Origin of the sequence: Sporichthya polymorpha DSM 43042, from assembly GCF_000384115.1 — a bacterium.
Classification (GTDB): domain Bacteria; phylum Actinomycetota; class Actinomycetes; order Sporichthyales; family Sporichthyaceae; genus Sporichthya; species Sporichthya polymorpha.
The window spans coordinates 433581-455613 of sequence record NZ_KB913029.1; the positions used below are offsets into that span (position 1 = coordinate 433581).

A 22033-nucleotide genomic window follows, 5' to 3' on the forward strand; every position below is an offset into this window, starting at 1 on the left:
CTTCCCTGGAGGGTGGTGTGAACGTGCTCCAAGGGACCCATCCACGCAGGCGGGCGCTTCTCACCGTTTCCGCCGCCGCGAGTTTGCTCGCCGGGTGCGGCGGGGGCGGCTCCTCACCAGGTTCGTCGGTGAGTGAGTCCGGATTCGTTTCCGGGTCGGGGGCCGTCACCATCATCGGCCCCTCCCAGCGTGGCTCTCCGATTTCGCTGGAAGGGCCTCTCCTCGGCAGCACTGACCGGCTCGACGTGGCGAGCCTGCGGGGAAAGGTCGTGCTGATCAACATCTGGGGTTCGTGGTGCGCCCCCTGCCGCAAGGAGGGTCCCGAGCTGGAGGCGGCGTGGAATCGGCTCAAGCGATACGGCGTGCAGTTCCTCGGCCTCAACACTCGTGACGACGCCGCCGGCGCGGCCGAGGCGTTCGAACGGCGGTACGGAATCTCCTACCCCAGCCTGCGGGACCCGGACGGACGCCTCCAGCTGGCCTTCCGGCGCACCCTGCCTCCCCGCGCGATACCCAGCACGATCATTCTCGATCGCGAAGGACGCGTCGCCGCCCGCATCGTGGGGGCCGGCACCATGCGCACGTTTGTGGGCCTGGTCGAGGACGTGCTGGCGGAGTCCGCATGAGTACCATGCTCGCGAGCAACGGCGCTGGCGACGGGCCTCGGCCGGAAAGGATTCCTGTGCGAGGGTTCGGCGACCTTGAGGCCGCGATCATGGACCGGATGTGGGCCGCGGACGAAGCGATGACGGTGCGCAAGGTCCACACCGATCTCAATCTTGAACGCTCCCTGGCCTACACCACCGTGATGACCGTGATGGACAAGCTGCACCGCAAGGGCTGGCTCCTGCGCGAGCCGGTGGGCCGCGCCTACGAGTACCGCCCCGCGATCACCCGGGAGCAGTACACCGCCGATCTCATGGGCGAGGCGCTCTCGGCGAGCTCGGATCGCAGTGCCACGCTCGTCGCCTTCCTGGAACGGCTCGACGCGGCGGAAGCGGCCGAGCTACGGCGCGCGTTCGACATGGTGGCGGCAAACCAGCCGCCGCCACGAGCCCGGCGCCGTCGGCGATGACCACCGGCGCCCTGTTGGTCCTGTGGGCCGTCGTCGTGGCGGTGGGGGTCCCGCGTCTGCTCCGGGATGCCGCGTGGCCAACCCGGTGCCCGCGCCTCGCGCTTGCGGCGTGGCAGGCCGCCAGCGCTTCGTTCATCGTCTCGGCAATCCTCGCGGGCGTGGCCCTGGCGGACCCCGACAGCGTGTCTCCGCAGGCCTTCACCCACCCGTTCCTCTCGTGTGCGGGGGCCGTGTGGTCGGCGCTCGGCACGCCGGAAGGTGCAGTCGTCGTCGGGGGCGGGCTAGTGCTGGCGCTGGGCGTCGCCGGGCGAACCGTGTGGTTCCTCAGCACCGGGTTGGCGTCGGCGTCGCGGCGTCGTCGACATCACGGCCTTCGACTCGCGCTGGTGGCACACCACGACGACGAGATCGGGGCGTTGGTCGTCGACCACCCGGTGCCCCATGCGTACTGCCTCCCGGGCCGCAACGCAGCCATCGTGATCACCAGCGCAGCCGTGCACTCTCTTGCGCGACCCGAGCTCGAGGCCGTCCTCGCCCATGAGCGCGCCCACGTGCGGGCCCGACACCACCTGGTGGTCGTCGCGGCGAACGGGCTCGGAAACGCCTTCTTCTTCATTCCGCTGTTCCGTTCGGCCGCGGCGGCCGTCCCGGGTCTGGTGGAGATGGCGGCCGACGACGCGGCGGCACGCGAGACCGACGCCGGCCGCGTCGCCTCGGCACTGCTGACCCTGGCCCACGTGCCCGTCGCCGGACCGGCTCTGGCCGCGTCCGGTGGAGACATCGCGCTCCGGATCCGTCGGCTGCTGATGCCCACGTCGGCCAGCGCCTTCAGCCTGGCTCTTGCGTCGCTCGGAGTGGTGACGCTGCTCGCGATGCCCGCAATCGCGGTGGTGATCGCCTCCTGGGCATCAGGGGCGCTCGTCGAGTGCTGCACGACCGTCGCCCTCGCGGCTCGATGAGCCCACAGGGTGAACCGTCCAAGCCCGGGCGCCCACACAAGCTGACGATGTTGGTCTTCGGTGTGGTCGCCATTGTCTACGTCGTCGTGATCGTCCTGGGTGCAGTCCGCAACTAGGTCATTCGCTGAACAGCAGTGATAGTCCGCCGATGGTGTAGGCGATCATCAGCACCATCATCGGGATCTGTCCGATCACCGCGCCGCGCGTCGGGAACAGGCGTACCGAGCGGTCGTGGGCGGCGAACACCCCCAATACGTGCCCGGTCACGATTGCGATCATCTGAATGGTCGCGATCTGTCCGATCGTGACGACGGTGTAGTTCACCGTCCAGTCGGCGGTGCCGAAGATGTTTGAGCCGTCGACCATGGGGTCGGAGGCGTAAATGATCGTCTGCTGGCCGGCGAAGACCAGCAACGAGAAGTAGTGCGCGATCAGGTAGCCGACCGCGATCGGGATCACCGAGTGCGCGAACGCCGTGGCGCTACCCCGCGGTCCGCGGCCGGAAAGGATTCCGGCCAGCCAGGACGCGAGACAGAACGCGGCGGTGACTCCGCCGATGGACATCGCCAGCGCGATCGAGGCCAGCGTCTGCGGGGACATGGTCGAGTCGAAGGTGCGGTCGTACCACCAGGTGGTCGAGGTGATCGAGTCGAAAGCGGTCGAACCGAGCATCACCCCGACCATCGCGAACAGGCCAGGCCCCTCGGGTGTGGCGTCGAGGTTGTTCAGCGGGTTGCGCAGGACGATCGCCCCGTCGGCGCGCCGGCCCAGCGGCGAGAGCCGGCCGATCAGGGCGGAGAAGACTTCGAAGCCGTCGCAGCGGGTGAACCACCGCCGGCCGAACGCCATCGCCCCGAGCAGGTTGGCTCCGGCGTACATCGAAAAGTACGTGGTCAGTGTCCCGGTGGAGTCCCGGTTGTTCGCGCACAGCTCCAGCCACACGAACGACGCGAGTCCCGCCGCGGCCGGCCAGTACCCCACCCAGCGGGGGAGCCGGTACGGCGGGTCGTCCGGGTCCAGGCGCGCCACCGCGCAGATCGCCAGGTGGATTGTCCGCAACGGGTTGAGCAGTCGCCACACTGGTCCGAACAACAGGGAGGCCGGCACCAGCCCGACCCAGAACAGGACGTAGACGAAGCCCGCGGTCGGGTTCTTCGCCAGGTCCGGGCCGGCGAGCGCGCACCACGCGACGAACCCGGTGATCGCCAGGCCGAGGATGCGCAGCGTCCACCGCAGCTCCGGCGAATCGGCGAACTCACCGAGCGAGCCGGCCAGGGTGCGGCCGGAGGCCACACCGGTCAGCTTCGACTTCCGCCAGCGAATCGCGAGGGCCCCGAAGGACACCGCGAGCGCCAGGATCGCGCCGGTCAGCACATACCCGAAAGGCAACGGCAGGTCCTGCCGCGCACCCACTCCGTGCACCAGCAGAAGGTCGGATCCGCCGTTCAACGGGACCGGGCCCATCGCGGTTACCGGACCTGAAGGGTGAACAGCAGCGTGCCGGTGTCCTCGAGCTCGACCTCGTACGAGCCCGCCGCAGCGTCGATCGTGACCGTCTTCCGGACAGTCTCACCAGCGGGGAGCTCGAAGGAGATGTCTCCCGCGTGGATATGGACTTCGTGCTCGGCGTCCGACGTGACCACCAGAGTGAGTTTCTCGCCCTTCTTCACGGTGATCGTCCCGATCTTCTCCGACGGCTTGCCGTTGACGATGTCGATCTCGACAGTCTGGCCCTCCTCGGCGTCCGCGGAAGCGCTCGGAGTCTCCGACCTGGATGGCTCGACGCTCGGTGTGTCCGACGGGCTGACCCCGGCCGTGACGACGGGAGTCGGGTCCTGCGAGGCGCTGTCCTCGTCGTCGCCGCAGCCGGCGACGAGGAACAGGACCCCGGCCGCCACCACCGTGAACCGTGGGCTCCTGGGCATTCGTATCTCGACCTTTCGCTATCGGGTACGCCTCTGCGCGTCAGATCGCGTCCCCGCGCAGTACTAGACCGGATAGTAGGCCAAGGGCGTTGCGCCGCTCGACCGTGATGTTCTGGCAACGGCGGCGATCCTCGCCGGAAACCTCGGCGAACAACGCTGAGGCATGGCGTGGATTCACACCGGCGTCAAGGACCTGCTTCGTCAACGCGGAATACGAGTGGGTGCCTGAAGGCAACGAGCACTGTCTACGATGGTCCGTAGTAGTGTCGCCTTATCGCATTCCGGACCAGTCGCAGAAGGGCGGGCATGTCATCAACCGCTGACCACGAGGTGGTCGAGATCCAGCGGCCGCCGGAACCTGGGTTCGCGCTGACTTACATCCAGTCGCTGCCGCCCGCGACGGCTTCCCGCAATCGGCCTTCGGCGAGAGCCCTATTGCAGGCGGCGTTGCTGGGTGTGGCAATCCAGCTGGCACTCGCGGCGGTCATCGGTCTGGTCGCGCTTGTCTTCATCGAAGATCTTCACTCGGAGTAGCCGGGCTTCCCGCTGTGAGAGCTCGCCTCACCTCCTCTCCTCGCAGGAACGTGTGCTGCGACGTGCCGGCGCGCTGTCATCACCAACGCCGCAGTCAGAAGCTCGCCCCCCGAGCTCCTAACCAGGTAGCCGCGTCGACGGCGGCATCGCGGCGGCGGACCTCGAAGTGCAGGTGCGGCCCGGTGGCGAGACCTGTGCTGCCCACCCGTGCGACCGCATCACCAGGCTCGACGCGTTCTCCCGGTTCCACCAGCATCTGCGATGTGTGCGCGTACCGAGTGATGACACCGTCGCCGTGATCGATGGTGACCGTGTTGCCGTTGCCAGCTTCCCACTGGGCACGGAGTACGACCCCCGAACTGGCCGCACGGATCGGTGTTCCTCGCGTCCCTGCGACGTCGGTTCCGGAATGCAGCTTGTACTCCCCCGTAACCGGGTGCGTGCGCATGCCGAACTCGCTCGTCACTTTCCCCTGCAGAGGAGACACCCACCGCTCATCTGCGTCCGCCGGGTTCGGGCTTCGTGATATCGCCGGCGCGTCGGGCTTCGTTGAACTGGTGGGCGGCAGGTCTGGGACGTTCCCGCGATGCGCACTCAGCGCCGCGTCCAGCACCTCGGCGAATGCGGAGCGTCCTCCGTCCCCTGCAGGGGAGGTAGCGGCGCTCGCCGGCCGCAGGGATCTCAAGCCGGCATCGAGCTGCGCTATCCGCTGCTGAACGGCTACAAACCCAGGAATGTCGTTGAGACTAACGCTTTCCACATCCGTTTATCGGGCGGTGCACGGCAATGCTGAGGAGTTCGCGGAGTGCCCAAGGGAATGTCGGCAGGGAGCGGCGCAGGCTCGGGCGCGTCGCCGCGCTACGCCTTTGTTACTGCATCACGAACTGGGTGAAGTAGATGTCCATGACGTCGCCGTGGTACGCCTCAGCGACGGCGGCCAGCAAGGCGTCCTTGGCCGCCTCTCGGCCCACTGCGGTGTTCAGTTCTGCAGCCTTGCGGTTGGACAGTTGCTCGATCACCAGATCGAGGGCTTTGGACCCGTCGGGCTCCCCGTCGGCTCCCCCGCCGTGACCACCGCCTGCCGACGTTACGGCGGTGAACTGCAGGGCTAGGCCGACCTTCAGGTAGCGCCCGGCGTCAAGGTTCAACGTCACCGGGTCGAGCTTTACCACGGCCCCGGGCTCCGGCGCCCCGCTGGTGGCCGGCGCCGGCTTCAGGAAGGTGTAAGTGCCCGCGCCAAGGGCCAGGACGACCGCGAGGACGATGAAGAGCTTCTTCTTCGATTTCGGGGTGGAACCCTTGCGACCGGCAGGCTCTGACTCGGCTGGCTCGCTCGGTGTGCGTGAAGCGCCGCGATCTGGCTGAGCGTCGCGGACGCCGTCAGCGCTGGCGGGCCGTGATGCCGTCGGAGTTGCCATCGTGGGTGCCGCCCTCAGTTCGCCAGCGGCCGATCTGTCGGCCGGTCAGTCCTATCGGCCGCCCGTGGTTCGATGTGAGGCGCCGCACGGCAATCTGAGATCGGCCAGGGGCATCTCTCGACTCTTCTTGAGCCCCACCCGCCCTACCGGCGGACGTTGACGGTAGCCATCATGCCGGCGTCCTCGTGGTCGAGGATGTGGCAGTGGAAGACGCTGCGCCCGGCGTGGGTTGTGAACGGGATGCGTAAGCGGACCCAGCCGTTCGGGGGTACCAGCACGACGTCCTGAGGCACGCCGGACAGGGGGCTCAGATCGCTCGTCGCCAGCACGGTGAACGGCCAGGTGTGCAGGTGGAACGGGTAGAAGAACGAGTCCTCGTTAACGACGATCCATTCCTCGATGGTGCCGAGGGCGACGATCTGGTCGTCGCGATCCGGGTCGAAGGAGCGTCCGTCGATGGTGAAGGTCATTCCGCCGTGGCCCATATCGCCGGACTCCGTGCCGCTCATGCCCATGCCGAAGGTGATCCGCCGTCGGACGGAGGCCGGGGTCTCGCCGAGTCTCTCGGCGGGCAGGGAGCGCGGCAGCGCCGGCGTGGCCGCGGGCGGCCCGGCCGTGGTCATGGTCGCGAGGGTGACGGTCTGATCTTCAGCGCCGATGTTCAGCACCGTGTCGATGGCGTCGCGATAGGGCTCGGCTGTGAGGTCGTAGCGGCCGGCCTCGGTGGGGTGGATGAGAACGTCGACCCGGTTGCCGGGGGCGAGCACCACCCGCTTCTTCGTGGCCGGAGCAGGCAGGTAGGCGCCGTCGACGGCGATCTGGACGAGGTCGTGATCCTGTAACCGGATTACCAGCACGCGGGATGTGCAGGCGTTGATGATCCGCCAGCGTTGCGGGGCGCCAGGAGCAGCGGCGATGCTCGGCTGGTGCTGGCCGTTGACCAGGACCGACTCCCCGATGCGGCCCATCATCTTCTCCATGCCGGTGGGCTGGGCGATGCGACCAGCGGAATCAGAGCTGATGTCCGAGATCAGGAGGACCCGGTCTTGCACCGTCGAGAGATCGGGACCCTCCCCCGGCAGGGGCTCCACCAGGAGCGCACCGAAGAGCCCACCAAAGACCTGGTCGGCGACCTTACCGTGCGCATGCGGGTGGTACCAGAACGTCCCGATCGGATGATCGGCTGGGATCCGGTGGCGGTAGTCGAATGAGGTACCAGGATGAATGTGCAGGAACGGGTTGTCGCTGTTTCCCTCCGGCGAGACGCGCAACCCATGGGTGTGCAGGTTCGTGGGTTCGTCGAGGCGGTTGATCAGCCGCACCGCCAGTTCGTCACCGGGGTGCACGCGCAAAGTTGGCCCCGGCGAGCCGCCGTTGAAGGTCAACATCCCGGTGCGCTGCTTGCCGCGCACTGCGCCGGCGGCCGTGAGGTCGATCCGGAGCCGACCGCCTCGGCTGGCCAGTACCTGCGGCTGAAGCAGCATGGCACCTGACTTGCCGGGGGGCGCGACGTGGTCGCTCACACCGGCCCGGTTGCCTCGCTCGTGGGTGACGCCCCAGCCGGCGGTGAGGCCGAGCGCGCCCAGCGTGATCGCGCTACGACGACTGATTCCGGCAGACGCCAGCTCCGCCGGCCAGGCCTCGTGGCGGCGAATCATCCCTGCTCCAACTCCGCCCCCTGCAAGTCATGGAATGCCCACAGGTTGGTCCCTACTACGGGTCGTAGTTTCTGAACGTATCGTGGATCCGGGGCGGCGACGACGTGCACGGTGGAGGGCGTATGGCGGAGGTGGGATTGACGTTGCGCGTCACCGCCAGCGCGCTGCTGGCGTCTGGCTTGACGTCTTTTCTGCTGTTCGCCGTTCTCCAGGGGACTGAGTGGTTTATCCGGTCGGCGACGGCGATTGCGCTGGTCGCGGCCGTCGGGGCAGCCGCGCGGCTCGTCGGCATCTCCCGTTTCCTGGTGCCCGTCCTGCAACTCACCGCCGTGACGGTCCTCTTCACCACGATCTACGCGCCGCAGACCGCCTATGGCGGCTGGCTCCCCGGAGCAGCGACCGCGGGCGCGTTGCAGGCGCACTACGAGCTGGCGCTGGACGAGATCAACGCCGCGGTACCGCCTTTCACGCCGTCAGCGTCGTTGATCTTCGTCACGGCTGCGGGACTCGCCCTAGTCGCGATCGCCGTCGACCTCCTCGCCGCCTACCGTCTCCCCGCCCTGGCCGGCGTCCCCCTGCTCGTGGTGTACGCCATCCCTGCGCTGGCGTTGCCCCAGGGGTTACCGGGCTGGCTCTTCGTGCTCCCGGCGGCCGGGTATCTGATCCTGTTGATCAGCGACGGGGGCCAGCGCCTGCGCGATGGGGCGCAGACCGGGGCGTCGAGCGAGAACCGTGGCCGGCGAGGCCACGGCCGCCAAGGCCGCCGCATGGTTCGCCACGTCGGGCTGATCGTGTTGGGAGTCTCGGTCGCTCTCCCGGCGCTGGCGCCGCAGCTGTCGGCGGGGGCAATCGGCGAAGGCGGCTTGGGCAAGACCGGCGGCGGGTCGATCGCCACGTTGAATCCTCTCGTGAGTCTGCGCCGTGATCTGGTCCGGCCGGAGGACGTGGATGTGATGGTGGTGCGGACCAGCGCATCGCGGCCGGAGGAGCTGTACCTGCGGGCGATCACTCTCGACACCTTCGACGGCACCGAGTGGCGAGCGAGTCGGCGGGTCGTCAAGGACTTCGACAGCGCGCTGCCTCAACCGCCTGGGCTGGCCTCGACCGTTCCGGCCGCTGAGGTGCAAACGACGATCGAGGTCCTGGACACCTTCCGCGCCGACTACGCGCCACTGCCCTACCCCGCCACCCGGCTGGAGATCGACGGGTCGTGGCGGGTCGACCCGCGGACCGGCAATGTCGTGAGTCGGACCGGGCCGGACCAGATCGCCGGTCGGTCGTACCGCGTCGACGGGCTGGAGCTGTCACCCTCGCCCTCGGATGTCCGTTCCGAGGCCCCAGGAGCCGATCTCGAGCCGTACCTGAGCTTGCCGGCGGACCTGCCGGCAGAAGTCCGGCGGACCGCGCAGGAGGTCGTGGAGGGCGTGGCCGGCCCCCTCGCGCAAGGCCTGGCGCTTCAGCAGTGGTTCCGCGACCCCGCCAACTTCACCTACGACCTGCGCCAGCAACCGGGCACGGGACAAGAGGCCATCCTCGACTTCCTCGACGACCGCCGCGGCTACTGCGAGCAGTTCGCCTCCACCATGGCCGTGATGGCGCGTCACCTCGGCATCCCCGCCCGAGTGAACGTCGGCTTTACCGCCGGGCAGCCAGGCCTCGACAAGTTGACCCGGATCATCAGCGCCCATGACGCGCATGCCTGGCCGGAGCTGTTCCTCGCGGGGGTGGGGTGGACCCGCTTCGAGCCCACGCCCGCCTCGGCCTCGTCCACGCCCCAAGCGCCTGGGTGGCTCACCCCGCAGTCGCCGACCGCGCCGAGCAGCGCCAATGACAACACGGACGCAGCGAATCCCAGCAACGAGGCACCCGACTCAGAGGCCTCCGATTCGGCCGCGATCCCCGATTCGCAGCCGCCCACACGCCCCGAGTCTCGGCCGGAGCTGCCGAACCCCGTCGAGGACCAGCCGCAGTCCGCAGCCGAACCGCCGAGCAATTCGTGGGTGTCCATCGCCGGAATCGCCATTGCCCTGAGCGGCGCGCTGACCATCCCTCGGCTGGTGCGCTCCGGGATCAGCCGTCATCGCTGGCGGCGCGCACGCACTCCGGAGACCCGACCCGGCGAGAGAGCTGAGCTCGCCTGGTCGGAGTTGCGCGACCGAGCCCTGGATCTCGGATATCGATGGCCGCCCGGGACCCCGCGCCAATGCGCAGCGGCGATGGCTCGGACCGTCACCCTGGGCCGGCAAGACCTCCAGCAGCTGTCGTCGCTGACCGGCGCAGTGGAACGAAATCGCTTTGCAGCAGAGCCGCACGCCCCGGGCGCCGCCGAACTCCGGAGCACAGTTGACGATCTGGTGGGCGCACTTGCGGCTGCGGTCTCCCCCGCCACCCGACTGCGCGCCGCGCTGCTGCCCCGGTCACTGTACCTTCGACGTTCTGCCGGAGGAAACAGATGGCCGGTTCGCCCCCGTTCCTACAGGCCGCCGCTGGTCGACTGACGGTCCGTCAGTACTACCCCGACATACCCGCGTCGAAGGGGACGAGGACAAGGGCTTCCGTGCCATCGGAGTCGCGGACGGTGATGCCGAGCTGCCACTTTCCGGCGCTGGGCACCGTGAACGCCGCCGCGAAGTGACCCTCGCCCGTACTGCGCAAACCGCATCGAGGTGAGCGCTCGGGCCCGCCCACGGCGCGCAGGTCGACGGTCGCGACCGCGATCTCGTAGGGCTTTCCACCGTCGTCGGTGACGGAAATGTGCAGCTCGTTCGGCAGGCCACCGAAGGCAGGACTGATGACCGCTTCCACGAAACCTCGACCCTTCGCGGGTCCGGGCGGAATCACCAGCGTCGTCATGAAAGGGAGCCGGCTCAGCGTTCGCCACCACCGGAGCCAACCGGAAGCCGATGGTGGTCTCGACGGCGGAGGCCACCAGCATGACCGGAGCCGCCTCGGCCGCAGCGGCCGCCTGCTGGCCTCGATGGGCGGCCTTGGCCGGTTGCGTGCTGACCAGCGTGGCGGTCACCGCGAGGACGAGAGCACCGAGACCGGTCTCGATCGCCACCAACCGGGGATCACCGGTTCGGCACCTGGAAGGGTGCGCACCTTGAGTTCGAGGTGAGTTGGTCCGGGAGGGAGAGGGCCCAGCGAGGCAACGTAATTCCCCAACGTTGATCCCTGGGTCAGGCTCACGGTTCTCACCGGCGATCCGAGCAACGCCTTGTGATGTCCCACCCCGCGCAGCGGCTCGCCCGAATCGCCGTCCGCCACGGTCGTGCTGGCCTTCCAACCGCTGCCCTCGGGGCTGAGGGTGACATCGGCGACGAGGACCACGGCCTTGCCGCCGCTGTGCGCCGAGACCGGCGCCGCAGCGGGTCCGAGCGTGGCCAGACCGACCATCAGGACGCCGATCGCCGCACCCCGCAAGAACCGCATCGACTCAACCTCCGACGATCCGGATCGCGTTCGCGGTCTCCACCGGCTTGTGACGGTACTTGAGCTTTGTTTCGCGAACCCGATCAGACCGTTGCTCCCCAACGAAGGCCGCAAGCCGACACCCGGAGGAGCAGGATCTTGAGGGCGGCGAGGCCGAAGACCGCGCCTCATCCTCGCCTCAACCGGAAGTACACGAGCGGAACGAACGCGAGCGCGGCGAGCGTCGGCACCACAACCGTCTGGCGGATCAACGAACTACGCTGCCTCCCGGTGATCTGGAACTGCGCCTTCTGCCCGACCTCGCGGTAGGCGGAGATGATCACGTCCTCGCCGGCGATGAACTGAGTGAGGCGGATCAACAGCTCCTGATTGCCGAACGATTTCTGATAGCCGTTCGAGGCGACGTCCGCGGTGCCGAGCACGCCGACCCGGCTGCCGTTCAGCGTCGGTGTCTGACCGGGTGCATTCCGCTCCGGGAGGTCGGTGAACCCGGCGAGGGTGTGCACGCCCTCGGTTTGCGGGATCCGCGTGCCATCCGCGTCAACCCGGTAGCTCTTCGGGCTGCTCTGGACAAGCGGCGCAATCTGAGGACCTTCGGCCCCGCCGGGGCCGACCTGGTCGATGGCCAGCGTGTTACTGAACACCACTGGGGTGCCATCCGAGTTCAAGGTGTCAACTACAGGGGATGCCGGCGGGTAGCGCGAAGAGATGATCGCGGCGGGGTCGTCGGCCAGTGAATCCGAGTCGCGCAGCGGTTCGGTAAGGAACTCCAGCCCCCACGGGGTGAGGAGCTGATTGAGCTGGGCGATGTCACCCCGCACAGAGTCTGCGGCGACGATGAGCCGGCCCTGGGCCCGCGCGTAGTTCTGCAGCAGCCGCAGATCGGCGGGCGGCATCGTCGACCGTGGGCCCAGGACGAGGACGACGTCGCATCCCCCGAGCAACTCGGCTGCGCCCTTCGCCGAGAGGAATACCTCCCCGGTCTTCCAGCCCATGAAGCGCAGACGCGCGGCGAAGGAGGTCAGGCCCTCGGGCTGGACGTCGTTGATCCGGCGCTCGCCATGGCCCTGGGTGAAGCAGGCCAGCGGTGGATCGGTCTCCCAGAATTGCGCGATCGCGGCGGTCAGCGTGGTCTCGACCAGGGCGTCGATCTCTTGTGACGTCCCGCCCACGGTCAGCACATAGTCGTTGTAGTCGACCACCCCCGATGCCCGGGCCAGCCCCGGCGAGATGTCCGGGTCGATGATCTTGATCTCGATGTTCGCGCCCGCCGCCGCGTACTTTTGCACCGTGGCGCGGGCCTGGCTCGCCTCCAGGCCGGCCGACGGCGAGAACGCGGTGAGGGTCATCGGGACATTGCCGATCCGGGCGAGAAGCTCTTTTGTGGCCGTCGAAACGCTGTCCCGTTTGCCGGGGGTCAGATCGATCTCGCCAGAGGTCGAACCCGCCATGGCGGGAGTCCCGACCACGAAGGCGGTCACGCCGATCGCCGCGGCGACCCGCAGGGCGATCACCCGTCGGTCGGAACCGGCGCGGCGACGGCCGAGGCTGTACACGGCGATGGACAGCGCGGCGACGGCGAGCACCAGGAAGTAGGCGATGTCCTCGGCGGGGAGCACACCGTCGAGCATCGGGTTCAGCCGGTCGAGTGGGCTGAACTGGTCGACCTTGCCCCGCAGGTTCTCTGGCAGGAACGAGATCAGCCGCAGCACGAGCAGGACGACGAAGGACAGGAACGCCGCCCCGACGGAGGTGTTCATCCGCGAGGAGATCGCCAGCGCGACCCCGTTGAACATGGCCGAGAGCAGCAGCAAGCCGAGCCAGCCGCCGAGCGAGCGGGCGAACTCGGGCTCGGCGATCGCGTCCAGCCGTACGTAGTAGATCCAGGAGACGCTGACGATCAGCCAGGTGATTACCGTGTTCGCGATGAACTTGCTGGCGACCATGGCCCACCGCGAGATCGGCCAGGCCAGCGAGATCTGCAGCGCCCCGCTCGCCCGCTCCTCCGCGATCGACCGCGCACCAAGGATCGGGCACAGCACGAGCAGGGTGTTGACCGTGTTCGCGTAGTAAGACTCCAGGTCCGCGGAGTCGTTCGAGCTCACCAGATCAATGAACAGGATCCCGGAGATCACGATGTAGGCGGCCGCGATCAGGTACGTCGCGGGCCAGAGGGCGAGCGAGATGAGCTCGCGCTTGAGCAGGGTGCGCATCAGTCCGACTCCTCCACACCAGCGACGACCGAGCCCAGGACGGCCTCACGGAAGGCCTCCTCGAGGCTGTCCGCCGTCGACTCGACGGTCGTCACCGGCCACTTCGCCGACCACGCTTGCACCAGCGCCGCGACCGCGACGTCGTCGCGGGCCTGCACCAGCGCAGTGCAACCTCGTTCGTCGAGCGCGACATCGATGAGCGACGTGCCCTCGATCAGGTCTTCCGCGGCGGGTTCGACCTTGTCGTGGATACGGACGCGGACGCGGACCGCGTGGCCCCTACCCTCGGCCATCTCCGAGGGGGCTCCCCGGTAGACCAGCTTGCCCCGCGCCATCACCAGGACGTTGTTGCACATCAGCCGGGCGTCGGTGAGCAGGTGGGTGGAGACGATCACGGACCGGGTGCGGCCGTACTCCTGCAGCATCGCCCGCATGTCGAGGATGTTGAGGGGGTCGAGGCCGTTCATCGGCTCGTCGAGGATCGTCACGAGCGGGTCGCCCATCAGCGCCTGCGCCATGCCGACCCGCTGTTTGTTGCCCTTGGACAGGTTGCCGACGATCCGGTCCGGCACCGCGCCGAGCCCGGTCCTGGCGATCGCCTGCTCCACGGCCGCACTTCGTTCGCCGCGCGGGATCCGCTTGGCCTCGGCCGCGAAATTCAGGTACTCCGTCACGCGCATCTCGTTCGGGAACGCGACCCGCTCGGGCATGAAGCCGAGGAGCTTGCGGGCCGCGCGCGGATTGCGGGCCACGTCGGCGTCGCCGATGCGGATCGACCCGGAATCCCACGCGGCGATCCCTGCCATGCAGGTCATCAAGCTGGACTTGCCCGCCCCGTTCGGGCCGAGCAGACCGGTGATGCCGGGCCCGAGGGTGAACGAGACGTCGTCGACGGCGGTGCGCGTGCCGTAACGCCGGGTCAGGTTCCGGACCGTCAGCAGCGGGGCGCCACGAGCGTCGGCGCCGACCGAGGCGGACTGGGAGGCCTTCGCCGCGGTATTCATGCTGAGCACCCGGGCAATGTAAGAAAGACGTCCTCCAGGCCGGCACGGAAGCTGGCCTCGTGGGGGACGCGTCGCTCACCCCATTGGCTCTGGTTCACGTACATCAGCACGTACGCGTGCTCGAACTTGCCGGGCCGCGCTGGCGCCTCCGCCGCGCGTTGGGCGTTGAGGTGCACCGGCAGCGGGGAATACACAACGCGCACGCCACCCCGTCCGGCTCGCGTCGGAATCGCCGCCGATCTTTCCTCGACGAGCAAGGGCCGATCGCGAGCACGAAAGCCGCCACCAACCCGACCGACATCTTCATGCGACTTCACGAAATTCCTCGATGGCAACGAGACGGCCATGACGCAAGACACCGGCCCGGGCAGCTGCTATGGAGCATAGTAGTTCAAAGCCTCACCGCCGACCGCCCGGCATTTGGGCGCCCCATTTCCGCGAGCGACCACCTTCGTCTGGCGGTCGGAGCCGGCTGATTAGGGTCGCGCGGCCCCGGAGCCGTCGGCCCGGGCCGGGGTGTCCGACGGTGAGCGCCCAGGCCAGAGCAATAGCACCGAGTGCGATGGGGCCAGCGGTGCGCGCCGTGATCTCCGTCGTTATCGGAGAGGGCATCGGCCGTCCGCAAACACGGACGGCTGATGCCGATTCAACGAGGACTTCTCCGCCGCTCCTACTGGAGGAAAGCGCTGAGGGTCCGCCATGATCACCAGTAGTAGATGTACACCCGGGTCCCGGTCGGGGTGTTGTTGAACAGCGTGCGCATCCGGCTGTAGTCGCGGGTGTTCACACAGCCGTGGGAGGCGCCGGAGTAGCCGCGCCGGGCGAAGTCCGAGGAGTAGTGGATCGCCTGGCCGCCGCTGAAGAACATGGCGAACGGCATCGCGCTGCCGTAGAGGCTCGAGACGTGGTCGGCGTTCTTCCAGTACACCCGGAACATGCCGTTGTTGGTCGGCGTACTGCGGGCGCCGAAGCGGGCGTCCAGACGCACGATCGTCTTGCCGTTGACCAGCAGACGGATGAGCCGCTGCGACTTGTCGACGCAGATGATCTTGCCCGTGTAACAGGGCCGCGGCATCTTGGGCCGGGCTTCGGCCGGGCTTGCGGTCACGAGGCCGGCGCCGATCAGGGTGGTACACGCCAAGCCCGCGACCGTCGCGCGGAAGGACTTCGACACCATGGGCGGTGTGCTCCTCGGGTGGTCGTCAGACCACCCGAGTGTTCTTCACCGGAACAGACGACTCAGCTGTTATTGCCAAATGTCCGGCACGGCTTTAACGATCACTCAGCCCTTGCCCGGTCGGCTGGCGTGTCGCTGAGCTGAGGATCAATCCCAGATCACCGGCGAGGTGACCTGGTTGATCACCAGTGGATGTAGACCTTGGTCCCGGTCGGCGCAGCGTTGAACAGCGCACGGGTCGCGGAGTAGTCGCGGGTGTTGATGCACCCGTGGGACGCGCCGGCGTACCCGTTGCGCGCGAAGTCCGCGGAGTAGTGGATCGCCTGGCCGCCGCTGAAGAACATCGAGAACGGCATCGGCGTGCCGTAAAGGCTCGAGACGTGGTCGACGCTCTTCCAGTACACCCGGAACAGGCCTTCGCGGGTGGGTAGCCCACGGCTCACCGAACCGAACCGGGCGGACATCGCGATAACCGTCCGGCCGTTCACGACCAGCGCGAGCTGGCGGGTCGACTTGTTGACGCAAATGACGCGTCCGGTGTTGCAGACCGACGGGCGAGCCGAGGCCTCGGACGGTATGGCGATGAACGAAGCGCCAATCAGGGCGCCTGCTGCGAGCCCGACGCCCGCGGCGCGCTTGCGGTTGGAAGCCATTTACCGACTCCTTGATGATCCAAAACCAGAGTTATGTTCGCGTCTGGGGACAGCCACGCTATGCCGGATGTGCGATTTGCACCAGATCTGTTGTTTCGTCCACATGCGGTACGACGATTTGCGACGCTGTCCGGTTGACCCGAAGACGCGAAGATCTTCCGCGGTTGTCCCGGCGGGTCCAGACCTTGATCGCAGAGGCGTACGGGTGCGCGTCCTACCGGTCAGCGGTGTGATGCCGCGCCGCGTCGCCACCCTGTCGGCCCACACCTCGCCGCCCGATCAGCCCGGGCACCGGGACGTCGGCGGGATGAACGTCTGGGTCGGTGGCCGTTGCCCCTCCTGACGCGTGATGGCGGTTGCCAGGCGGTCCACAAGGCCACCGGGCTGAGGCTGCCTCGTCGACGTGCTCGGTGGTCTCCTGGCTGAGGTGGCACCCGATCATCGGCTGGGAGTGCGGCGACATTGCGGGCTTGGCGGTGTTTGCTTGAGCCATGCACCCTGAAGACCGCCGCACGATAACGCGCTTCCTCGCCTGGACGCTCGGGATCGATGTTACCGCGCTGATTGCGCTCGCGACCTGGTAGGGCGGCGTCCGGTGGGCGCTGATCCTCGCCGTGATCCTGCTGCTGGGTGTCACGTACCTCTTCGCCGGGATGCCTAAGGAATTGGCCCGGCGACGCCACCAGTCGGAGCCCTAGCATCCCCAGGGGCAGCGCTATAACGCACTTCCGTTCGAACGTCCGCGGCTCGGTCCGTCCCCGAGACCGTGGGCTCGCAGTGGAAGGAATCACCCGAACCCTGGGCACACCCGAATGTCAACGGGTCGTGCTCGGCCCGGGAGTCTGCGCTGGCTCCGGGGATGCTCAGTGATGCTGACTCAGCGATCAGTTCGAGCGTGACCGCGTGGCCCGAAGACTTCGAGCTGCGCCACCAGCCGCCGGGCCTGGCTTCGGGGCAATCCTGCGGTTGAGGCAGAGGGTGTCAACGGCATCGGAACTGACCCCCGGACGGCGGCCGCGTCCGGCAACGTCCAGTCACGTCCGCCCACGGACAATGCCAGGTGGGTTTGTGTCCTGACGGACCATCATGTCCCAGAGAAGCTCCGCCACCAGGAACACCGACCGACAGCACCTGGCGGTGTCGGATCCCACCTTGGTGGCCCGCACCCGCAACGTGCCGGTGGTGTTGATAGACGCGCCGATCACCTGCGACCCGGCCGTTTTGCCCACCGGCAGGCTCTCGCCGGTGACCATGGACTCGTCCACCTCGGAGACGCCGTCCTCGACGGTGCCGTCGACGGGGATCTTCCCACCGGGCCGGATCAGCAGCAGCTCGCCGACGGCCACCTCAGCGGTAGGCACCTGCACCGGCTCACCGTCGCGCAGCACCAGCGCCATTGGCGGCGCAAGCTCGAGCAGCGTACGGACCGCGTCTTTTGGCGCCGCCACGGGCACGCATCTCGAACCAATGGCCCAACAGCACGAACGATGCCAGCACCGAGGCCGCTTCGTAGAACACTTCCCCGCCACCGGTCAGGGTGATGCCAAGGCTGTACAGCCAGCCGGCGCCGATCGCAACCGCCACCAGAACCATCATGTCCAGGGTCCGCGCCCTGAGCGCCCGGTAGGCGCCGTCGAAGAAGATCCAGGCCGAGTAGAACACCACCGGCAGGCTCAACAGCAGCGAAAAGACATCATCGCGGAGGCCGAACGGCGCGCCGACGGAGAACCCGAGGACGTCCCGACCGATCGGCGACCACAACAGGATCGGTACCGACAACAGCGCCGCGACCAGGAACCGGTTACGCATGTCGCGGACCATGTCGGCCATGGACATCCCCGCGTGTCCGCCGCCATGACCCATCGCCTCCTGCGGTGACCGGGCCGCGTGACCGGCATGCGCCCGCTCACCCGCCTGCGCCTCGTGGCCGGCCTGCGCCTCGTGGCCCGCCTGCGCCTCGTGGCCGGCCTGCGCCTCGTGGCGGGCCTGCGCCTCGTGGCGGGCAGGCGCTGCCTCCTTACCGGCGTGCGCCTCCTTACCGGCATGCGTCGCGTCGCCGGGGTGGGCCTCGGTATGGGATGCGTGCCCCTGGTGGCTGACGCCACGCGCCGCCGGCTCCGACATCGGGTCGCAGACGTGATCAGGCACCGCACGGCCTGCGCAGTGGTAGCCGCAGTCGCGGACCCACTGCGCCAAGTCGGCGACCGAGGTCCGTGTCGTGTCGTAGGTGACCGTCGCGGTCTGGGAGACGGCATTGGCCCGCACCGTGAGGACCCCGGGTCGCCGCCGCAGCATCGCTTCCACGACCCTGGTGGACGTCGCCCAGTGCACACCACCCACCTGCAGGACCGCGGTTTCGACGTTCTGCGTCACGACGACTTCTCCTTCCTAACCGACTGTTACCCGCCGTCAGAGCGTTCCCGGGGACCGTGGTGCGGGGCGGGCCGCCTCAACTTGCGTGACAGCAACTGCATCCCGCGGCCGCGGCTTCGCCTGTCTCGAAGGACCCGTGGTGGTGATCTGTTCCCGCGTCGCCGCAGCAACCGCCGGTGTCCGGTTCGGAGAGGACCTCGAATTCCGTGGCCTGGGGCGGGACCGGCACGATTTCGTGCAGCCGAGCCTGGATCTGGGTCACGACCGGTGCCGCGTGCATGGCGGCGAAACTGGCCGAGGACTCGTGCTCGACCAATCCGGCGTACTGGCCCGCGGCGGTGCGCAAGAGCCGCCGACTGCGCAGTCCGTCGGCGCCGGCCAACTCCCGGTTCGACCAGGCGAACCAGGCCTGAAAGTCCGCGTCACGGTCGACGGGTACCTCTGGAAATCGGATGAGAGCGATGAACATTGGGGCCTCCTTCATTGGCTGTGCGCTTGGTGGATCGTCGCTGCAGTGAGCAGTGAGCAGTGAGCGGTGAGCGGGCGACCGCGCGTCGCGTGATCGGAAAGGATCGATCCGGGCCCCCGCGTTCACCGGCACCAGGCGTGCTGCAACTCAGGCACGGCGTACGGATTCGGATCGTGCTTCGGGCCCGTCAACTGCGGTAGGAGACGGTGGTCATCATCCCGGACTCGGCGTGGTAGATGTTGTGGCAGTGGATCGCCCATTGACCGGGGTTCGTGGCGTCGAAGTCGACCTCCACGCTCTGCATCGGTCGCACGATCGAGGTGTCCTTGCGAGCGCCGCCGCGCACCTGGCCGTAGGTGTGGCCGTGCAGGTGCATCGGGTGGAACATCATGGTGCGGTTCTGGAATCGCAACCGCACTCGCTCCCCCTCGGAGATCTCGAGAGGCTTCGCGTCGGGGAAGGTCTCGCCATTGATGGTCCACCGGTACGGTGCCATGGTGCCGCCGAGGGTGACCTCGACGCGCCGGTCGGGCGCCTTGGCGGGCAGCCGAACCGCCTCGGCGGCGACCAGATCGCTGCTCAGGACGACCTGCCGGCTCAGCTCCGGTACTTGGACCTCCGCCGGCGGCAGGCCGCCGCCCCCGGTGCGCACGACCGCGAGGCCCTGACCCTTCTTGCCCTCGGCCGAGGCCACCAGCGGAAAGACCCCCTCGGCCAGGGTCACGACCACGTCGTACCGTTCGCCCATGCCGACCAGCACGGCGTCGGTCGCTTGGGGGTCCACCGCAAAGCCATCACTGTGGGTGACGCTCAGTCTGTGACCGCCGAGGGCAAGTCGGAACGCGGTGTCCGAGGCAGCGTTGATGACCCGGAGGCGGGCCTTCTGCCCGGCCTTGCCGGTCAGGATGGCAGGCGCGTCGGGCGTGCGGCCATTGACCAGGTAGTGCGGGTAGGCGATGTCCCCGGCCCCTCCGAGCAGATCGGACTGCATGGTCTCGCCACTGCTCCCCATGCCGCCCATGCCGCCCATCGAGCCGCTGTCCATCCCGTCCATGCCAGCCGAGTCGTCACCCATGTCCATGCCGCCCATGTCGCCGGCGTTCGGGGACCCGTTGGGGGCTTGCAGTTCTTTCAGTACGTCGTCGGGGGTTGTGCCGGTGCCGTCGATCCAGTCGTCGAGCACGACGATCCATTCCAGGTCATAGGCGCCGGGCTCGGCCGGGTCCTCCACGATGAGCGCCCCGTACAGGCCGCGGTCGAGCTGCACGCCGGTGTGCGGGTGGTAGAAGTACGTGCCCGGGTCGGGTGCGGTGAACTCGTAGGTGAACGCGGACCCGGCCTTGATCGGGCTCTGGGTGATCCCGGGCACGCCGTCCATGTCGTTTCGCAGCGCGATTCCGTGCCAGTGGACGCTGGTCTCGGTCTCGAGTCTGTTGTCCACCTTCACCTGAAGCAGGTCGCCGGCGTTGGCCCGGATCACCGGTCCGGGAACGGAGTCCCCGTACACCCAGGTGGGAACCACCAGGCCCCCAAGGGAAACCCTGGCCGGCTGGACCCGCAGATCCGCGGTGACCACCCGCTGCCCGGCCGGGCGGCGGTCCTTCTCCGCACGACGCACGTCCTCCCCGTCGGCGGCCACCAGGCCCCCGGACGACGAGTCGCTGGTCGCCTTCAGCACCCCGAGCCCGCCGGCGGTGAGTACTCCCACGCTGCCCAACCCCAGAAGAACCGTCCGCCGGCTGACTGCGTTCACGTGATTCCCTTTCCTTCGATCATGCCCGCGCGGTGGCTGGGGCATCGCTCAGCGGACCCGCGGGCAGCATGTGCGGCGGGCTTGTAGTCGTCGGGGTCGATCTCGCCACGCGGAAAGCGCTGGCCAAGGGAGCCACGGCGCAGCGGGAGGCCGCGGTCGATGACACCGTTCGATGGCCCCTCGCCGACCGTCAATTTTGGCGTCGGGCGCCGTCATCGGCGTGGTCGCGGCCATGGCCTTCACCGCGCGTCCCCGCGTGACCGCCGTGCATGCCGTGCATGCCGTGCATGGCGAACATCATCAGCGGGCACACCAGCAGCACGAGGAGTAACGCCGGGGGCAGACCCGCCCACACGGCCACCACAGCCCCGATTGTGAGCGCCACTGCATAGACGGTGTAGGCGTTCCTGGTCATCATTTCCGGTATCTCTCATCCACGCGTGCCGAGCGCCGGTCTTTCCGGCCTGCAGCAAGCCTCGCTCTCCCCTACCCCCGCCGCTCAGGGCCGATCGGCATGACTGCCCAATGCCGCTAGGCCCGAGATGTGATGTGGGGTCTGCCCAGGGTTCAGTCGACGGGATCGAGCGAAGGCGTGGGCGCGAAACTGACCGGGTTCAACCGGTGGAAGCAACCCTGAGCTGCCGCGGCCGGAGGGCACGATGACCTCGAGAGCTTCGGCCCGCCCGCGCAAGTCGATGCGTGGGCGAGGGCGGCCGTGGTTGACGAGCCGTGCAGGTCGTGATCCCCGCTGAGCCCGTGCATGGTCATGAGCGACGAGAGCAGGGCGAAGGTGGCCGACGCGCGGGGAAAGGCTCGACGCATCGTTGTCCGGCCGCCCGTGCCGCGACGCCCGCAAGGTACGCCGCCTGCCTTCGGCAACCGCCCGGCGCGTGCGTGCCGCGACGGTCCGCCGCCTACCCGCCGAGGCACCCCACGCCCCGATGCCGGGCCAGGTGGCATGTCAGGTCGCGGACCATCGGCCCATCCCCGTGAGGGCGTCCTGCTCTAACCCCGTAGGGGTAGGCGGAACAGAGTGAATCGAACAGTTCCCGGGAGATTCCGGGGAACCGGGAGGTGAGCCCGATGTGGCACGGCGGCGATTGGAGCACGCGGGACTGGACCGCGATGACCCTGATGATGCTGCTCTTCTGGGGCGGCCTGATCGCCCTGGTGGTCTATCTGGCCCGCGCCGGTGACGGGCGCAACTCTCGCGGCATCGGGGCGAGCTCGGCTACCCCGACGCCGGATGAGGTCCTCGCCGAACGGTTCGCCCGCGGGGAGATCGACGAGGACGAGTTCGTCCGTCGCCGCGCGGTGCTGCACGGCACCAGCAAGACAGCCTGACGGACAGTCAGCTGACGAACTCTCGACACGAAGGGACGTGAGGACG

General features: G+C 68.3%; 21 protein-coding genes and 1 pseudogene. 6 read left to right on the top strand and 16 right to left on the bottom strand.

Annotated features, from left to right (window positions below; all coding sequences use genetic code 11):
• Positions 1 to 128: 128 nt before the first annotated feature.
• The 3 genes from SPOPO_RS33480 to SPOPO_RS27160 are packed head-to-tail and all read left to right on the top strand — an operon-like array spanning position 129 to position 2034.
• The gene (locus SPOPO_RS33480; protein ID WP_245541679.1) at positions 129 to 626 is read left to right on the top strand and encodes a TlpA disulfide reductase family protein; all 498 of its coding nucleotides are present in this window, start codon (positions 129 to 131) and stop codon (positions 624 to 626) included.
• A complete protein-coding gene (locus SPOPO_RS0102170) occupies positions 623 to 1075 on the top strand; it encodes a BlaI/MecI/CopY family transcriptional regulator (protein WP_245541680.1) in 453 nt (150 codons plus the stop codon). Before SPOPO_RS33480 ends, SPOPO_RS0102170 begins: the two co-directional genes overlap by 4 nt.
• Positions 1072 to 2034 carry a M56 family metallopeptidase gene (locus tag SPOPO_RS27160; protein WP_019873143.1) on the top strand — a complete coding sequence of 321 codons (963 nt, stop codon included), beginning with the start codon at positions 1072 to 1074 and terminating at the stop codon, positions 2032 to 2034. Before SPOPO_RS0102170 ends, SPOPO_RS27160 begins: the two co-directional genes overlap by 4 nt.
• 117 nt (positions 2035 to 2151) lie before the next feature.
• On the opposite strand, the gene SPOPO_RS0102185 is transcribed toward SPOPO_RS27160, so the two are convergent.
• Positions 2152 to 3498, bottom strand: coding sequence for a hypothetical protein (locus tag SPOPO_RS0102185; RefSeq protein ID WP_019873145.1), 1347 nt, complete (start codon positions 3496 to 3498; stop codon positions 2152 to 2154).
• Positions 3499 to 3503: 5 nt separating this feature from the next.
• A complete protein-coding gene (locus SPOPO_RS32220) occupies positions 3504 to 3959 on the bottom strand; it encodes a cupredoxin domain-containing protein (protein WP_084670849.1) in 456 nt (151 codons plus the stop codon).
• A gap of 306 nt (positions 3960 to 4265) precedes the next feature.
• Here SPOPO_RS32220 and SPOPO_RS0102195 point away from each other — a divergent pair, with 306 nt between their 5' ends.
• Positions 4266 to 4493: a hypothetical protein gene (locus SPOPO_RS0102195; protein WP_019873147.1), complete on the top strand. Its 228-nt coding sequence runs from the start codon at positions 4266 to 4268 to the stop codon at positions 4491 to 4493.
• Between the two features lie 94 nt (positions 4494 to 4587).
• Here SPOPO_RS0102195 and SPOPO_RS33485 read toward each other — a convergent pair whose 3' ends face one another.
• The 3 genes from SPOPO_RS33485 to SPOPO_RS0102210 form a co-directional block, all read right to left on the bottom strand.
• Complete coding sequence (locus SPOPO_RS33485; protein ID WP_245541682.1) at positions 4588 to 4980, bottom strand: M23 family metallopeptidase; 393 nt, start codon at positions 4978 to 4980, stop codon at positions 4588 to 4590.
• A 382-nt stretch (positions 4981 to 5362) separates the two neighbouring features.
• Positions 5363 to 5911, bottom strand: a complete 549-nt coding sequence (locus SPOPO_RS35455; RefSeq protein WP_245541683.1) for a flagellar basal body-associated FliL family protein — start codon at positions 5909 to 5911, stop codon at positions 5363 to 5365.
• A 143-nt stretch (positions 5912 to 6054) separates the two neighbouring features.
• Positions 6055 to 7569, bottom strand: a complete 1515-nt coding sequence (locus tag SPOPO_RS0102210; RefSeq protein WP_019873149.1) for a multicopper oxidase family protein — start codon at positions 7567 to 7569, stop codon at positions 6055 to 6057.
• A gap of 122 nt (positions 7570 to 7691) precedes the next feature.
• Here SPOPO_RS0102210 and SPOPO_RS0102215 point away from each other — a divergent pair, with 122 nt between their 5' ends.
• Positions 7692 to 10067 (top strand): transglutaminase TgpA family protein, encoded by a 2376-nt coding sequence (locus SPOPO_RS0102215; protein ID WP_019873150.1) that lies wholly within the window; start codon positions 7692 to 7694, stop codon positions 10065 to 10067.
• Between the two features lie 13 nt (positions 10068 to 10080).
• Here the strand turns inward: SPOPO_RS0102215 and SPOPO_RS34995 are convergent, their stop codons facing one another.
• The 11 genes and pseudogenes from SPOPO_RS34995 to SPOPO_RS27200 all read right to left on the bottom strand — a co-directional run bounded on the left by SPOPO_RS34995 (position 10081) and on the right by SPOPO_RS27200 (position 21028).
• On the bottom strand, positions 10081 to 10422 hold the full coding sequence (locus tag SPOPO_RS34995; RefSeq protein WP_019873151.1) for a hypothetical protein: 342 nt from the start codon (positions 10420 to 10422) through the stop codon (positions 10081 to 10083).
• Positions 10423 to 10587: 165 nt separating this feature from the next.
• Entirely contained in the window at positions 10588 to 11001 is a 414-nt protein-coding gene (locus SPOPO_RS0102225; protein ID WP_019873152.1) for a hypothetical protein, read from the bottom strand.
• Positions 11002 to 11168: 167 nt separating this feature from the next.
• Complete coding sequence (locus SPOPO_RS0102230) at positions 11169 to 13043, bottom strand: ABC transporter permease subunit (protein ID WP_245541684.1); 1875 nt, start codon at positions 13041 to 13043, stop codon at positions 11169 to 11171.
• 170 nt (positions 13044 to 13213) lie between these two features.
• Entirely contained in the window at positions 13214 to 14218 is a 1005-nt protein-coding gene (locus SPOPO_RS32225; protein ID WP_019873154.1) for an ABC transporter ATP-binding protein, read from the bottom strand.
• On the bottom strand, positions 14215 to 14565 hold the full coding sequence (locus SPOPO_RS35000) for a DsbA family protein (protein ID WP_211210834.1): 351 nt from the start codon (positions 14563 to 14565) through the stop codon (positions 14215 to 14217). Before SPOPO_RS35000 ends, SPOPO_RS32225 begins: the two co-directional genes overlap by 4 nt.
• A 356-nt stretch (positions 14566 to 14921) precedes the next feature.
• Positions 14922 to 15395, bottom strand: coding sequence for a L,D-transpeptidase (locus tag SPOPO_RS27180; RefSeq protein WP_019873156.1), 474 nt, complete (start codon positions 15393 to 15395; stop codon positions 14922 to 14924).
• A 182-nt stretch (positions 15396 to 15577) separates the two neighbouring features.
• Entirely contained in the window at positions 15578 to 16048 is a 471-nt protein-coding gene (locus SPOPO_RS27185; protein ID WP_019873157.1) for a L,D-transpeptidase, read from the bottom strand.
• A 1136-nt stretch (positions 16049 to 17184) separates the two neighbouring features.
• A pseudogene (locus tag SPOPO_RS31895) lies at positions 17185 to 18343 on the bottom strand (heavy metal translocating P-type ATPase); the annotation flags it as partial.
• 154 nt (positions 18344 to 18497) lie between these two features.
• Entirely contained in the window at positions 18498 to 18890 is a 393-nt protein-coding gene (locus tag SPOPO_RS32230; protein ID WP_019873158.1) for an antibiotic biosynthesis monooxygenase family protein, read from the bottom strand.
• Positions 18891 to 19077: 187 nt separating this feature from the next.
• Entirely contained in the window at positions 19078 to 20688 is a 1611-nt protein-coding gene (locus SPOPO_RS0102270; RefSeq protein ID WP_051098261.1) for a multicopper oxidase domain-containing protein, read from the bottom strand.
• A gap of 145 nt (positions 20689 to 20833) precedes the next feature.
• Positions 20834 to 21028: a DUF2933 domain-containing protein gene (locus SPOPO_RS27200; RefSeq protein ID WP_211210835.1), complete on the bottom strand. Its 195-nt coding sequence runs from the start codon at positions 21026 to 21028 to the stop codon at positions 20834 to 20836.
• A 698-nt stretch (positions 21029 to 21726) separates the two neighbouring features.
• Here SPOPO_RS27200 and SPOPO_RS0102280 point away from each other — a divergent pair.
• The gene (locus SPOPO_RS0102280; RefSeq protein WP_019873161.1) at positions 21727 to 21987 is read left to right on the top strand and encodes an SHOCT domain-containing protein; all 261 of its coding nucleotides are present in this window, start codon (positions 21727 to 21729) and stop codon (positions 21985 to 21987) included.
• The last annotated feature ends 46 nt before the right edge of the window (positions 21988 to 22033 follow it).